This is a genomic window from Halomonas sp. HP20-15 (assembly GCF_033446685.1).
In the GTDB taxonomy this organism is placed as follows: domain Bacteria; phylum Pseudomonadota; class Gammaproteobacteria; order Pseudomonadales; family Halomonadaceae; genus Modicisalibacter.
Genome location: NZ_JAWQLY010000003.1, coordinates 211,053 through 224,748, shown reverse-complemented (window position 1 = coordinate 224,748; position 13,696 = coordinate 211,053). Strand labels below are relative to the sequence as shown.

Sequence of the window (13,696 nt, the reverse complement as noted above, 5' to 3'; positions counted from 1 at the left end):
AGCACGGATAGCTTGAGGATGCCAAGGATGCACGAGCAGGACGCTCGTGGAAGCAAGTAAGGATACGCAGTAGTAGAGCCCGGCCCAGGCCTTTCTGGTGTTCGGGCTTTTCTATGCACTTCCTTCGTTTTGCCTCGGAATTGATAATAGGTTTGGCGCTCGCTTTAACGGGGAGAGTCGCTATTATTACTTATAATCCTTTTGGCCCCTGTCACGGAAATCTTTATCATGCGCGTTTTTTCCAATCCCGTCGGTTCGGGCTCACTATGGTTCGACAATCTTGCCACAGCCGATGGCACCCCCATAGCTTACGACCCGCAGGCGCGCGCCTTCCTGCCCATGCCACCTTTTTGCGCCAATCGTGAGGTGATCGGCTGTAACTGGATCGCCCCGGAACAGGGCGCCTTTTGCCAGGCCTGTGCCATGACCGCGCTAGCCCCGGACCCCCAAATCCCTAATGCCATTCCCAACTGGGCGCAGACCGAGGCTGCCAAGCGCTGGGTGCTCGATAACCTGGGCCGTTGGAACTGGTTCCGGCCGGAAGACCCGGGCGTGCGTCCTCTTTTTCACATGCTCGCCGAAGGGCCGACTCCGGTACCCATGGGCCATGTCGAGGGCGTAGTGACTATCAGCGTGGCCGAGGCGGACCCGGTCCTGCGAACTACCCGTCGTCAGGCGTTGGATGAGCCCTACCGAACCATGATCGGCCATATGCGTCATGAAATAGCCCACATGATTTGGTGGCGGCTCAGTTTGCGCGCTGATTTTCTCGATGCTTTTCGTGCCATGTTCGGCGACGAGCGCGCGGATTACCCGACCGCACTCCAGCATCACTATCATGACGGCCCGCCTCCCGATTGGGAGCAACACTTCCTGACCACTTACGCTTCTGCCCATCCTCACGAGGACTGGGCCGAGACCACGGCGCATCTACTGCACCTGACCGATATCGCCGATAGCTTCGTTGCGGCGGAACTGTCATCGCCCCAATTGCCGAGCCCAAGCTGGGACCCGTATTCGGAACCCGATGCCGATCGCCTGATCTATGTCGCTGCCTCACTGGCCGTGGGGATCAATAACGTCAACCGCTCCATGGGGCTATCGGATCTCTACCCCTTTGTGCTGTCGGACATCTCGCGTCGCAAGCTCGCCTTTGTGCATGGCTGGTTGCGCCGGGGTGCTCAGGGGCGCTGAGTTTCAGGGCCGCTCGAACCGTCCAGATGAGAAGAGCGGCGTGGGGCATCGAGCTATGATGGCGTCTGGCTAAGCCCCAGCGAGCTTCGCCCAACTGCAAGCGCACCGGCTATGGCTTAGGCGATTTAGACGCTCTGGAATTGGTGGAAAACGTTCAAGAGTTCGACGCGACGACCAAGTCTTCAAAGAGTGCTCGACTGGCGAAATTTCTGACAAGCTATTGATTTTAATGGTGGGCCCAGCAGGACTCGAACCTGCGACCAAGAGATTAAGAGTGCAATTTTGCTAATTTAAGGATCGCGCCTGCAGTGCGGTTATCCTTAAAATTCAATCAGCTAGGAGATTCCAACATTTACACCAGCCACACTCTTTTCCAGCAATCAGCAACCAACCCGCAACCAGAATTGCTTTTGCACGACTAGTGGCGCAGCTACGCGAGCTTAGGGCTTAGGCTGGTAGCAAGCTAAATGACCGGGCTGGTTCTGTTAGGCTACCCGAGTCTAGTCATGGTGAGCCGTTATCTGGATATTCGGTATAGCCTTGGAAGGTAACGAGGTCACATCACAGGCAAGCCAGCCGCTTTCCACTCCGAATAACCATCCTCGAAGCGTCTGATCCGATAGCCGAGTTACCGCAGGCACTGAACCGCCTCATGCGACATGCCGGGAGCGAGCCAACACCTAACGATAGGATACCAGTCCCTTGAAATCATTTCCGGTGTCGAGTTTCTGGATACTGGTTGGCCTCACCTACGCACTATCAGTACCACTCCTGGTCCTGGCTATACTGCTCACCCGCCTGTTGTGGCGGTGCATCATCCCCTATCAGCACAGGTTTACCGTCCTGCCAGATCACGGCGTACTGGCCGAGGCGCCGCTTGCGCTCCAAGATGTCGGCCACTGCGGTGCGGAGGCTGTCGAGCATCTCCTGGGTATCGGGTGCCAGTTGTGTCATGGCCTGACTCCTTGACGAGTAGCTTGTAGTGGCAGTCATCGTGAATGTGGCTCTGAGGCCCCACCTGCTCAAAAACCGGCTCGGGGGTGCCGCCAGCGTTCATGAAGCAGCGCGCCCGGGTGACGCTGGGAGAGCGAGGGCGCCACCTGGACCGTAGTATACGAGGTCCTGCGCGAGAGGCAGACACTGCTGCTGCAAAAGCTCTATGCAGAGGGAGGCAACTGTTGGCTGAAGAAAGTCGACGGTGCGTGCTCGACGCGCTGAACCAGCGGCTACAGCGCAGCCAGAACCTGAACGATCCATTGCGCGAGCTCGGCGAGTACTTCTTCGAGTCCACCAAGCAGCGCTTCGTCGACAAGCAAACGCCTGACGGCAGCGAGTGGCCCGATAATTCATCGGTCACCCAGGCGCTCAAGGGTGGCAGCGTCCCACTGATCGGCGAGACCCGCCGGCTAACCAGCGAGATCCACTATGCCGTGATCGGTGATGAGCTCGAATGGGGCAGCTCGATGGAGTACGCCCCTGTAAGCCGTTCTGAGTGTTTCCGGCCACTAAGGCCCCCTTGCCGTGTTTGAACGCGCTTGGTGGCTTTTAAACGGAGCTTAATCGGGTATAGACAAGACGTTGAGGAGGTGTGCGCGCACTGAGACCGAAAGTTCAATTGATCTGCTGAGTGACGATACTTACAGTTACCTCCTGCAAGGTTAAGTAAAAATGCCATTACCGCGTAGGGGGCTCAGTGGCAAATAACTATGAGATCGTCATCCGATCCGAGCAGGAGGCTTATGACATACTTCATATGGCTTCCACCGGGGCACTGCCCGAGAATGTTGAAATCCACTTCGACGGGTGGCCGCAGTTAGAGATCATCGTCCGAGGCGATCGATATCAGGGCACGATAACCCCAAGCATCATGAAGGGGTTCATAGAGTTCCAGACGGCCATTTACCGCACCTTTGCGCTGGCACGCTATAACTCGGTCAATATCAACAAGCTGACCAGGGAAGAGAAGGAAGCCCTGGAGCTTTACATCAAGGTTGAAGAAGGCTGTTCTCGTTTCACGATCGACGTCCAGGCGCTCATGGAACGCCTCGTTGACAGGATAGGTGACAAAGTGACTCCAAAAAGTCTCGTAACCATCGCTCTGATCGTGGCTGTCGGCTACTTCGGCGCCAGCATGACCAGGTCTTATCTTGAGGAAAGGCGCCAAGTCCGCATAGCAGAGCTGCAATCGGAGGAGCGCATCGCTGAGTTGAAAGCACAACAGTACTCTGACGAACTCGACGTGCGGCGCATGCAAATCCTGGCTGACGCCACGCTTGACGAGCCTAGAGCTGCCAATATTCGAGAATTTGCAAGTGACGCTCAGAACAGTTTGGTCAGATCGGTGCGCAAAGCCGACGAAGCATCTATTGGCGGCCTCACGATCGAGGGTGAAACCGCTCAGGAACTGACCAAGAATGCCCGTCGCGAAGCGAAGGAGTTAAGGCTTGATGGCGCTTATCGCGTCAAGGCGGTAGATGCTTCCCAGATCGATGTCTTCAAGATCCGTGTGCGGAGTGAAGCTGACGGCGACGAGTTCATAGCGACCGTGCAGGATGAAACGCTCAACAACCGCTATAAAGCCGCCATCCGCGAAGCCGAGTGGGCTAAGAAGCCAGTACACTTGTCGATCAATGCCAGGGTTGTGGGTGACGATATCCGTAAGGCGATCGTGATCGGTGCAGAACCCCTTGCCATAGAATCTGACGACCAAAACCAGCTGCCGCCTCCCGAAAATTCCTAAAACTCTTTAAATCCCGTCTTACCCTCGTGCGCCCCAGCTGGGCTCATGACTACGACAACTTCGCTCCATCCCATCGCCGCCTGCAGTGCGGAAGCCAATCAGCCTCTGGTAGCGGTCTGCGCACTCGCGGTGCGCACCGACGCCGCCAAGTTGCGTCTGATCCCCGCCGGCACCTTCGATGCGCAGCGCGGCTCCATGGAGGATGAGGGGCCCTGGCATCTCGATGCCACCAGCGCTCAGCTATTCAGTCCAGGTCTGCGTGTTCTCATGACTGGGCCGGGTGTCTCAACGATCTCAGGTCTTGGAGAAGCGTCTCGCAAAATCGGCGCATCACGGCTGGCTGCCATGGATTGTAGCTTTCCCCTTCCCTCTCACCGGCCGATATCCCTGCGCTTTGTGAAATCAAACTGAGCACTTCCTCGAGAGACTGGTCTGCCTGTTCGGCCCAGATCGAGTCGGGTAGAGGCTGGCCACTACTGGTCTGGTCTATAAGCGCATTGATATGCCGTGCATGGTCCCCAGCAGTCTTGACCCATCGCTCCATTCGGTAGTAGTGCGATGAGTATCCTTTCGCCTTTGATCCTGGCTGGCTCGTTTGTCGTAGCCGTTCGGCCAGAATCTTCTGGAGGTCGTTCCGTACATCGGCATCAGCAAGGTCCTGATCCTTACTGGCCGCTGCGAGAAACGTATCCAGGACAGCGACCTTCAGGCAATCGGGATGGATCGAAAAGACCCATTCATAGGGGTAGGGTCTCGCCAGGCATTGCCATTGCCCAGTGATCCAGTCGAAGTCCGAACCTGCGAGTCGTGGGTAACTGGCAGAAAGCTCCTTGACCGGGTGCCAACGTTGCGGCGCTGCGACACCGAGCGCCTCCCGCGAGATCTGGATTTTCCGCTGGTGCTTCTCGATGTCCTCGAGCAGCTTTCTGCCCGCGTCCAAGTGCGCCGCCAGGCGTTGCAGCTCACGGTACAACTTCCTGTCTCGTTGCTCCGCGTGACGGCTCATTTCTATTGTGCGCCTTTCGGCCTGGGCCTGCTCGTGCTCACGCCACATGGCAGCTCGTTCGGCTTCATCGCGAGCCTGTTGCTCAGCCCTTTCACGGACATTCTTCTCGTCCGTGGCCTTTTGTGCTTTCAGCGCTTCGCGCTGCTGAGCCTGGTTAAAAGCTATTTGGTGCCGGCGTATCGATTCCGGATACTTGTACCAACGATCATGCCTTGCCCTTGGCCCAGCCAAGAACGCATCCAGCTCGTCATCCTGCCAGTGCGTGCGCGAGCCGCCCTTCAATAGCGCAGATATATCCAGTACGCAGAATGCGCCGGCTATCCTGTACAGTTCCCGAAGGTGGTAGGGCTCCGGCTTAGAGGGATTATGACAGTCCCAGGCGATAGCGAACCGATCGGTTTCACCCACGGGAAGCATTTTGCTGGCGTAGACCATCCACTCCTTATCGTAGGCGGAGACAGTGAGCCCCTGTCCATAGTCGCCGGGCAGGCCTTCTGGCAACCATTGCTTCATGACGGGTGGCAGATTGATTGGGGCGTCGGCACTGAGGCGCCCTTCAAGGGCCTGGTACACGGCGCTAAGGCGTTGCTTGAATCGATCCTTGCCCTGTTCACGCCTGGCCCGTTGCTGCATTTCGGCTTCACGGGCGGCTTGTAGTTGCTCCTGGTAGATCCGCTCATTTTCCTCCACCCGCTGCGCCATCTGGGCTCGCAGGCTTTGTTCATGCCGATGGTAGATCCACTGAGCGTTGGCCGTGATCGATAGTGCCTCTTCGATATCAACAGGCGAGGCCATGCGATCCAGCCCTGAAAGGTCGATTTCGATGGTCGAGACATTGAGCTGTTCGATCCGCTCTCGCTTGCGTTCGTCGACCTCGTGCGTGACCCGTATTTCGATGAAAAGCTCAGTCTCTGAAAGCGTCCCGATAACGTCGGGTGTAATGCCGCTTCGATACTGTTCGACGAGGACATTATCGAATTCAATGACAGTCCCGCTTTTTACCAGATCCCTCCTCTCGCACCGCCCGTCCTTAAAGGCGCTGTCGGAGAACTCCTTGCCGACAGTCACGGTGAGGCCCGGCAACTTGACCCAGCCATGCGAGGCTATCAACTCCTTGGCCTTGAGGTGAATGCCGGTCTCCGCGGCGGTCGTGCAATGACTTTCCTGGACGTGAGCAAAGTGGTGCGCGTATACGGGGCCCATCCTGGCTTGTAATTTCCCATTGCATCCAGGGCAGAGACAGCTGCATTTGTTCCCTCGTTCGGCGATTGTCAATTCACTGATGTGCACGACCACACCATCACGAAGGCCATATGGGATCTTGCCGGTCTCCGATGGTGGCGGGGCTAGCAATGGATCTGACGTGCTCAGCGGCTCAAAAATTGGCGTATCGTTGTGATTTGCGTCTGCGGTGTCCATCCAAGAAGCTTGCCCTTATCCAAAGTTGAATGCTTCTATCGGCTTGTCGATATTGCCGCACTGATAAGCGCCTCATTCCCAAAGAGCTAGGGCGCCCCCCGCTTGTCAGTTTGCGCTTGGGCAGACACGCTCATGCTCCGTAGAGCATTCGCATACCAAGGCCGACCACCCCAGAAGTGATCAACGCGATATCTCAAACTGTTAATTGGTTAGTATTACGTCCTAGGCCTGAACACGTTCCGACGTGGTTCTAGCAAACGTTAGGGGGTGACGAACCACTAATGCCTCTCCTCTCAGGCGCCGCATAACAATCCACTACTGCGGATATTGGTCATCCGTCCTTTACCGATTCCCCGAATGCGTGTGAGCTCTTCCACGCTCTGCCAGGATCGACCATCGATAATTTCTTGAGCACGGGCCGGACCGACGTTGGGGAGCCGATCCAACTCGCTCGCCGGCGTCGTATTAGAATCAATGCAGTGTCTGTCGTCCCTGTCAGATAAGTTGATTACGGTCACTGGATCGTTCGTTTTGCCAAACGCGGGGGTCGCATCGCCCGTGGTCAAATAAAGTGGCGCATGCTCCGAGACGAAGTCTCTTGCGGTGGAGATTTTCACCTCGTCATCCAGCGGCTCCCTGGGGTGAGCGAGCGAGATTGGCATTGCACGCTCAGCAGGATAGAGGCCTTCGTTCGGGCGACTATAATCCGCCTTTCTGACGGCAGCGCCGGGCTAAGCTGGGGATCGATTCGATTTTCAATTTACATCTATCCAGACCAAAAGGTTTGTAGAATAGCCTTTGTCAGGGCTAGCAATTCCACGATGCTTTAATTCTCGTTGCAATGTGGGCTCGATATGCTCATACAGCAGAGCAGCTCGTTCATTAGGTTGAAATTGGGGCCTACCGGGCGGGGCCTTAAAACAATCACGATACTGTTTCTCTACGTTTGGTGCTCGTTTACCATCTCGACCAACAGCGATGGGAATCATGTGGGAGCCAATATCTTGTTTGGCACCGAAGGAATGTACCAACCAGATACTAAGCGCAACCGGTTGATCGACACCCAAAGAAGCCGAGGCACCTAGAAAGGACGGTTCCGCTGAACGCCATCGATTTATAAGTCGATCAACAAGCGGGTGGTCTATACCGATCAGTTCAAGCTTCTCATGCTGCTGCGCGAGGTCGCGATCCAGCGTGTAAACAATCGGCGCTGATCCCGAATCCAGTGCCATCTCAAAGCGAAGCCCATCGACTGGTCGAACACTTCCCCCGTTGTACTCTACGGCAGCCCTCACGAACTCCATAATGCGTGACTTACTTTCATCAATATTCGCAAGCGGCTTGTAATCATCAAGACTGAAACGATCCAGGTCCTGAAACAGCTCGAAGACTACCTTGCGCGCCTCCCTGGCATTGTTCATTGCCGCTTCCAGTTCCTGGTGCGTTCGCTTCAATTCAGGATCGGACAGCGCTTCCCGGTAAAGCTGGTCGTAGCTCAGGCGATCGGTAAGCTGCCCGAGAATCTGGCCTCGCAAATCCTCGGCTACATTCCCCTGGGCATCTACCTTGCCCAGGGTACGTGCGATTTCCTGGAGCTTGTCGGTCAGCATCAGGAATATGCGCCCCTCAATCGTGTCGGAGAGCACCAGGTTGTAAACCTGAGCGGTATCCTTTTGTCCATAACGATGGATGCGTCCGATTCGTTGCTCGACGTCCATCGGATTCCAAGGCAGATCAAAATTGAACAGCACCCGGCTGAATTGCAGGTTGATCCCCTCCCGGCCCGCCGCGGTGCAGATCAAAACGCGCGGGCCATCGGCTTTACGAAAGCGCCTTTCTGCCGCCAATTTCGAGCCATGGTCACCACCGCGAAGCACCACTACGCCCTGTCCTGGGTAAGAGGCTTCAATCTCCCTAGCTAGCAAATCAACCGTCGCTAAGTAGGTCGCAAAAATGACGATTTTCTCGTACGTATTTTGCTCCCACAAGGCACCCAGACCTCGTAACAATTTATCGGCCTTAGTTTCCCTCTCTTGTGGGAACACCTTGAGCAAATCCGAGATGCGCAACCTTTCTTCCGGCAACGACAGCTCAACCGCCGTTGTCACCACATCCTCCCCTTCCGCGGTCACTTCCTCGGCAGAGTCAGACGAAGCCACAGCCGACAGGCGTTCTTCATCGAGCTTGCGAATCAAGCGGAGCTTGAGGTCTGCGAGGATACGATCCACCTCGCCCCGGCTCACGGCGTCATCGGCCAGGCTGTTTTGCTGGTGGATCAACTGGCGAGCCTCTTCCATTAGGGCATGGTGCCCGTCAATGTCCAGCGACTCATCTTTAAGAATGGCTTCATGAATGGTCAGGGCCAACTGGCGACGAAGCAAGGTGCTGCGAACCGCCGCAAAGCTGGAGGCGGCAATCTTCTGAAAGATGGTCATCACGAACCCTAGGGCTCGGCCCTGGTTGCCCTGCTGCTTGGCAAGGTCAAAACCGTCGATCAGGTACTCCCGCAGCTTGGCGTAAAACGCCTTTTCCGCCGGGCTCATGGTGAAGGATTCCGTATGCACCCAGCGTCGCGCGAATAGCGAAGAACCGTCCGCAGTGCAGGCATCGGCTTTGGTGCGCCGATAGACCAATTCATTGAGGCGGTGACGCGCGTCCACCATCTCCTCGGGGCTCTTGAACAGCGTCGGGTTGAGCAACTGGATCAGCATCCAAAAGCGAAAGTGATCCCCCTGGTGTGGTGTGGCCGAGAGCAGAATCAAATCGCGGGCATGGTCGCGCAGGACTTCAGCAAGCTTGTAATTCTCGGTCTTGCGCACCTTCTTGCCGTTCCTGTAGGCCGAGAGGTGATGCGCCTCATCGAACACCACCAGGTCCCAGGGCGGCGCTTCCTTCAAACGGTTGATTCGTGCTCGCCGCTTCAAGGTGTCGACGCTGGCAATCAAACGGTTGTGCTTGTCAAAGGCGTTGCTTCGACGGTCAGTCACATCGCCTTCCGAGCCGAACACCTCAAAATCCAGGTTGAAAACCTCGTTAAGCTCCCGATGCCAGTTGTTGACCAGCCCAGCCGGCACCACCATCAAAGCACGCTCCAGTTCACCACGGCTTGCCAGCTCACGCAGAATCAAGGCAGTTTCGATGGTTTTTCCTAATCCCACCTCATCGGCTACCAGAAAACGTCGGGGCAAGGCGGTTGCAACCTGGTGCGTCAGCACCACCTGGTGGGGCAACAGGTCAATGCGTGCGGACGTCAGCGCCGCCGCGTTCTCCATCAGCGGCAGCGCATGCGCCTCGACATGCAGCCAAGCCGTACGCAGGCGAACCGCATCACCAGCCACTTGGGCAATAATCTGTTCGGCACGGCTCGTGACCAGCTGCAGTGACTCACCGAAAACCTGCCGCTCACCACTCGGAAAAAAGGCACGCACATAGCCATTGGCAGTGAGCTGTACCACCACACCTTCGCCGAACTCGGCATGTAATACACGCTGGCCCGGTTGGAAGCTGGGCTCGGCCATGGATCGTATCTCCCTAGCTAATCCGCGGGTGGTGCAATCCCGCCCAGTGTTTGCCGTCATAGTCAGCGTGCGGGTCATCCGTATTTAGTAGGCGCTCCACCTCATTTTCAGCACCAGAAAACAGCAGACGCCCAATAGGCAATCCCTCCTGCCCGGAAGGCCTGTGCCGCCAGTAGTAGGATTCGCTAGCTCCCTTCATGCTGATGCGGTTCCGACCACTAGGCATCCAGAAGATCAAGCCGGCCTGCCCCTGGTAGAAGTCCTGGAAGGACAGCAAGGCCTCTTTCAGATCGATTTCCAACCAACACCTGGCATCCTCTCCATCCAGGACATCCAAGCATCCTTCCAGCCCCGCTACCACCAGGGCATCGCCATCCGCGGCGGGCAAATCATCCGGCCAGTCGTCGGCCATGGCAAAGAAGTGATGCAGCGACACCACCTCGTCCGGTGTATTCAGGCCGGACAGAATCCCGGCATCCCAAAGCAACGCAATGCCGCGCCGAGGCCAGCCTTGATTGAAGCGTGTTCTGACCATCAATCCTCCTCTTCACCCATACGCTCAAATAAGTTGAGCTGCTTCACCTGGGCCTGGTTGCGTGTCTCCCAGGATTGGTAGAGCGACGCGGCGGTCGAAGCCGCGTTCCGGGTCGGCGAATCCGCACCACGGGTCTTGAACCAGGTCAGAATCGCACCCAAAGCCGGATGGGGTTTGAAGTTTTCGTTATTCAGGGTTTCGCTGGCATTGATGCCACTGCCTTCAAAGCAGGCGCCGATAAGGAACATCGCCTGCTCGTAATCGCTCTGCATACCGCGCCGATGCCGACCGATCCAGCCTTGGGCCAGGTCCAACGGTGAGGTGAGATGAAAGATTTTCTTCTTTTCGTACACCCAACCCCGGCTTGCAAAGTCCGAGGGACCAATGCCCGTCCCGCGCAGGAATTTCTGTAGTTGGTCTCGGGGCAACTGATTGATGCCATCGAACAGACGCAGCAACATACGCGTGAAGGGCTCTGCATTATGCGGTGGCGGCTCCTTAATGCCACCGGACTCCTCATCAAGCAACTGGTTGATGCCCAGCAAGGCCTCTAATACCGTCATCGACGTGTCCTGGTCCTTGTAGACCTGACCATAGTGGCGGGAGAAATACTCCAGCGCCTTGCCGCGCCGAATCACCTGCACATCGGCCTCCGGCAGGCCTTCTTCCTGGTGATGTTCCAGCAAGTTTTGCAGGTCCCGCACATCACGCAGCACCTGGCGCCGCAATTTTGCCCAAGAAATCGGCTTAGGATCCTCGATGCGCTTGCGACAGACATGAATGATGTCGTATTCGATCTTGCGGGAGCCAAACTCGCCCGAGCCCTTGGTTTCATCGCTGCGGATGGGGTAGGTGGCCTCCAGGTAGAAACCGGCATCGAACAGCGATTCGAGCACAGACACCCAAGGCGCATCCTCACTGTGATGGAAGGTAAAACTCAGCAGCCCGCCCGGCTTGAGAACCCGGCCCGCTTCGCGCCAACATTCGGTGAGCAGGCGCTGGTAAAACCGATCGGCGTTCTCTAAACCGGTTTCTTCATCCCGTCCCGGGTGCCGTGCTCGGTTCGCCACCGCCTCTAGCGTCTTGGGAGTGTACTCCGGTCCGAAATAGTCTGGGTAGCGACCCTTCAATGCCAATCGCAACCAGACATAGAAAAAGTCGGAGAGCTCGGAATAATGCAGCAGGCCCCCGAAGGGCGGATCAGTTACAACCAGGTCATAACTGCCTGTTTCCAGCATGGTGAGATCAGTTGACGAGGCGCAGTGTACCTCTGCTTCCCGTACCGGGTCCCCACACTCAATCTTGGTACTTTTTCCATTGATATGAGTTGAAACAACACCCGTTTCTTCTTTCAATCGCTCGTTATGTGTCAGCTCCCATGGAGCCTTAATCCAATCCACGGCTGACGCGAGGCTTCCGTACTGGCTCTGCCAGTTGCCTCGGCCCAACTCAGAAAAAACGCTGTTTTCTACGACATTGTTCTTGGGATGAAAATTAGCGTTACTCATATGGGGAGCTAAGCAGTCTCTACTTACATCCCAAAAGCAGAACATATTCTGGTTTCTCAGATACTGCTGAAATGCCCCAAGCATGAAGTCTCGAACTGCATCTGAATGCTTTCCACCAGTATTGATCGCTTTCAGAAGCAGAGATAGAACAAGCAGTTGGCGTGGGTTGAACATCTTCCACCAATGCGAATAGCCGTGTTGTGGTAAAGGTTGACGCTGGTGGGTCATGTGCCCAAAGGGCAATCCACTACGTGGCCAGAATTCTGCGAGTTCTCCTTCCTTAAGATGCTCCCACTCTTCAGTAGCTTTTCCTATAGACTTTGAGTCTGACAATGCCTTAAAGAATCTACCACCATACGCTTCACCTTGCCTGCAACACTCCGGACAGTGACCGTGAATTGCATAGCTTGCCACAGGTGCTAGTTTCCCAGTTTCTTCGACCGCTTTAACGATTCTCTGGCTAGTTCCACATTCTCCGCAGACAAAAAAACCAGGCTTTGGAGTAGTTCCCCCTTGTGTTCCAGTGTGTATTACAGCTTCAGTATCTGGACAGGCAATGGTTTCTGGCAGTTTGCCACGCACCTCGATCAGCTTGCAGGTCTGCGCCCTGATCTGGTTCCAGCGCACAGTATCCTCCACCGGATCTTCGACACTGCCGTCGAAGGGACGCCCCTGCTCATCCTTGGACGTCTCGCCAGCCAACCATTCTGGGTGAACCAGTAGCGAAAGCTCTACTTTTTTGCGTTTGCCTTTGCCCAGCTTGCCGAATGACTCGATCTGTCCGCAGCAGGGACATTCGGCGCTGTCAGGCTCACCGCTGTGCTCGTTTAGCCGGGCAACGGCGAAGGGCCTTTCCGTGTCGGCAACTACCAACGAAACGCCGGGTGCCATGCGGGCATCGCGCTCTTCTAGATCGTAGTGTTCACCACAATGCTTGCAAGTGCGTGCCCAAGCCTTTACGGAGAGGGCTTTCACGGCCATCACCGGGTTGTTCATGATCGGCGTACGATGGCCGCATCCAGTGACCTGACAGGGGCCGTGCTTGGCCCAGAAAGAGTAAATGATCTCCGGGCCGTGATAGTGATAATCCGTGCGCTCATGCGGCGGCAGCGTCAAGGGGTCGAAATCATCCCCCATGACCTTGCCAGTGCTGACCTGCGTCCACTGTCCGCTGTGGCCCCGCGGACAATCGCAGGCGTAGAAGGGCATGATCTGCGGCTTGACCTCGGCCTCGATCTCCGCCAGAAGAGCCTCAACCTCAGCCTTGTTCACAGGGGCCAGCTCGTTCTTCACCACAAACCAGGCTACTGGGTTGAGCTCGTTACCGACCATCTGCATGCCGAGGCGCGAACCTTCCACGACGGTGGTGCCGCCACCCATGAAGATGTCCGCCACCTTCAAATGCTTGAAAGCACCCTTTTTCTGATGGTTTCCGTAGTAGGCATCCCAGACTAATTTTGCGGCTTCTGCCGGATCATCCGGGGCCTTAATGGCGGACGCCAGCAACAGCGACCGAAACACACTGCTGCGCCGGCGCGCCCACCATTTAGACATCTGGTATATGGGCTTGCCGGCATTACCTTCGATGGCTGCAATCTGATTAATCGGAATAATCGGGAAATCGACCTCGACACAAGTCGGTGGCCGGTTGGGGTCGGAGAAATCGACGGTCTCACACTCCCAGGCATTGCCTGCGCCGACCGCGTTGGCGACCTCCTCGGCCAACCAGTCCGCCTTGTTCATTCCACTGGCTTTCCAGGGCTGATCATTTGCCAT

General features: G+C 56.4%; 9 protein-coding genes. 3 read left to right on the top strand and 6 right to left on the bottom strand.

The window, feature by feature from the left end; translation table 11 throughout:
- The first annotated feature begins 228 nt into the window (after positions 1 to 228).
- On the top strand, positions 229 to 1,194 hold the full coding sequence (locus R6258_RS05720) for a putative zinc-binding metallopeptidase (protein WP_318448488.1): 966 nt from the start codon (positions 229 to 231) through the stop codon (positions 1,192 to 1,194).
- A 759-nt stretch (positions 1,195 to 1,953) separates the two neighbouring features.
- On the opposite strand, the gene R6258_RS05715 is transcribed toward R6258_RS05720, so the two are convergent.
- A complete protein-coding gene (locus R6258_RS05715; RefSeq protein WP_318448486.1) occupies positions 1,954 to 2,148 on the bottom strand; it encodes a hypothetical protein in 195 nt (64 codons plus the stop codon).
- Positions 2,149 to 2,372: 224 nt separating this feature from the next.
- On the opposite strand from R6258_RS05715, the gene R6258_RS05710 reads away from it, so the two are divergent.
- Together R6258_RS05710 and R6258_RS05705 are read left to right on the top strand one after the other, a co-directional pair.
- The gene (locus tag R6258_RS05710; RefSeq protein ID WP_318448484.1) at positions 2,373 to 2,723 is read left to right on the top strand and encodes a phage virion morphogenesis protein; all 351 of its coding nucleotides are present in this window, start codon (positions 2,373 to 2,375) and stop codon (positions 2,721 to 2,723) included.
- Positions 2,724 to 2,887: 164 nt separating this feature from the next.
- Complete coding sequence (locus R6258_RS05705) at positions 2,888 to 3,934, top strand: hypothetical protein (protein WP_318448482.1); 1,047 nt, start codon at positions 2,888 to 2,890, stop codon at positions 3,932 to 3,934.
- A gap of 265 nt (positions 3,935 to 4,199) precedes the next feature.
- On the opposite strand, the gene R6258_RS05700 is transcribed toward R6258_RS05705, so the two are convergent.
- The 5 genes from R6258_RS05700 to R6258_RS05680 all read right to left on the bottom strand — a co-directional run bounded on the left by R6258_RS05700 (position 4,200) and on the right by R6258_RS05680 (position 13,696).
- On the bottom strand, positions 4,200 to 6,359 hold the full coding sequence (locus R6258_RS05700; protein WP_318448480.1) for a competence protein CoiA family protein: 2,160 nt from the start codon (positions 6,357 to 6,359) through the stop codon (positions 4,200 to 4,202).
- Positions 6,360 to 6,652: 293 nt separating this feature from the next.
- Positions 6,653 to 7,021, bottom strand: coding sequence for a ComEA family DNA-binding protein (locus tag R6258_RS05695; protein WP_318448478.1), 369 nt, complete (start codon positions 7,019 to 7,021; stop codon positions 6,653 to 6,655).
- Positions 7,022 to 7,114: 93 nt separating this feature from the next.
- Positions 7,115 to 9,877: a DEAD/DEAH box helicase gene (locus tag R6258_RS05690; RefSeq protein WP_318448476.1), complete on the bottom strand. Its 2,763-nt coding sequence runs from the start codon at positions 9,875 to 9,877 to the stop codon at positions 7,115 to 7,117.
- A 13-nt stretch (positions 9,878 to 9,890) separates the two neighbouring features.
- Positions 9,891 to 10,412 (bottom strand): hypothetical protein, encoded by a 522-nt coding sequence (locus tag R6258_RS05685; RefSeq protein ID WP_318448474.1) that lies wholly within the window; start codon positions 10,410 to 10,412, stop codon positions 9,891 to 9,893.
- Positions 10,412 to 13,696, bottom strand: coding sequence for a hypothetical protein (locus R6258_RS05680; RefSeq protein WP_318448472.1), 3,285 nt, complete (start codon positions 13,694 to 13,696; stop codon positions 10,412 to 10,414). The genes R6258_RS05685 and R6258_RS05680 overlap by 1 nt, the downstream gene beginning before the upstream one ends.

Coding starts and splice junctions, on each gene's coding strand:
- R6258_RS05685 (WP_318448474.1), bottom strand. CDS start 10,412: ATGGTCAGAACACGCTTCAATCAAGGCTGGCCTCGGCGCGGCATTGCG.
- R6258_RS05700 (WP_318448480.1), bottom strand. CDS start 6,359: ATGGACACCGCAGACGCAAATCACAACGATACGCCAATTTTTGAGCCG.
- R6258_RS05680 (WP_318448472.1), bottom strand. CDS start 13,696: ATGGCAAATGATCAGCCCTGGAAAGCCAGTGGAATGAACAAGGCGGAC.
- R6258_RS05720 (WP_318448488.1), top strand. CDS start 229: ATGCGCGTTTTTTCCAATCCCGTCGGTTCGGGCTCACTATGGTTCGAC.
- R6258_RS05690 (WP_318448476.1), bottom strand. CDS start 9,877: ATGGCCGAGCCCAGCTTCCAACCGGGCCAGCGTGTATTACATGCCGAG.
- R6258_RS05695 (WP_318448478.1), bottom strand. CDS start 7,021: ATGCCAATCTCGCTCGCTCACCCCAGGGAGCCGCTGGATGACGAGGTG.
- R6258_RS05715 (WP_318448486.1), bottom strand. CDS start 2,148: ATGACACAACTGGCACCCGATACCCAGGAGATGCTCGACAGCCTCCGC.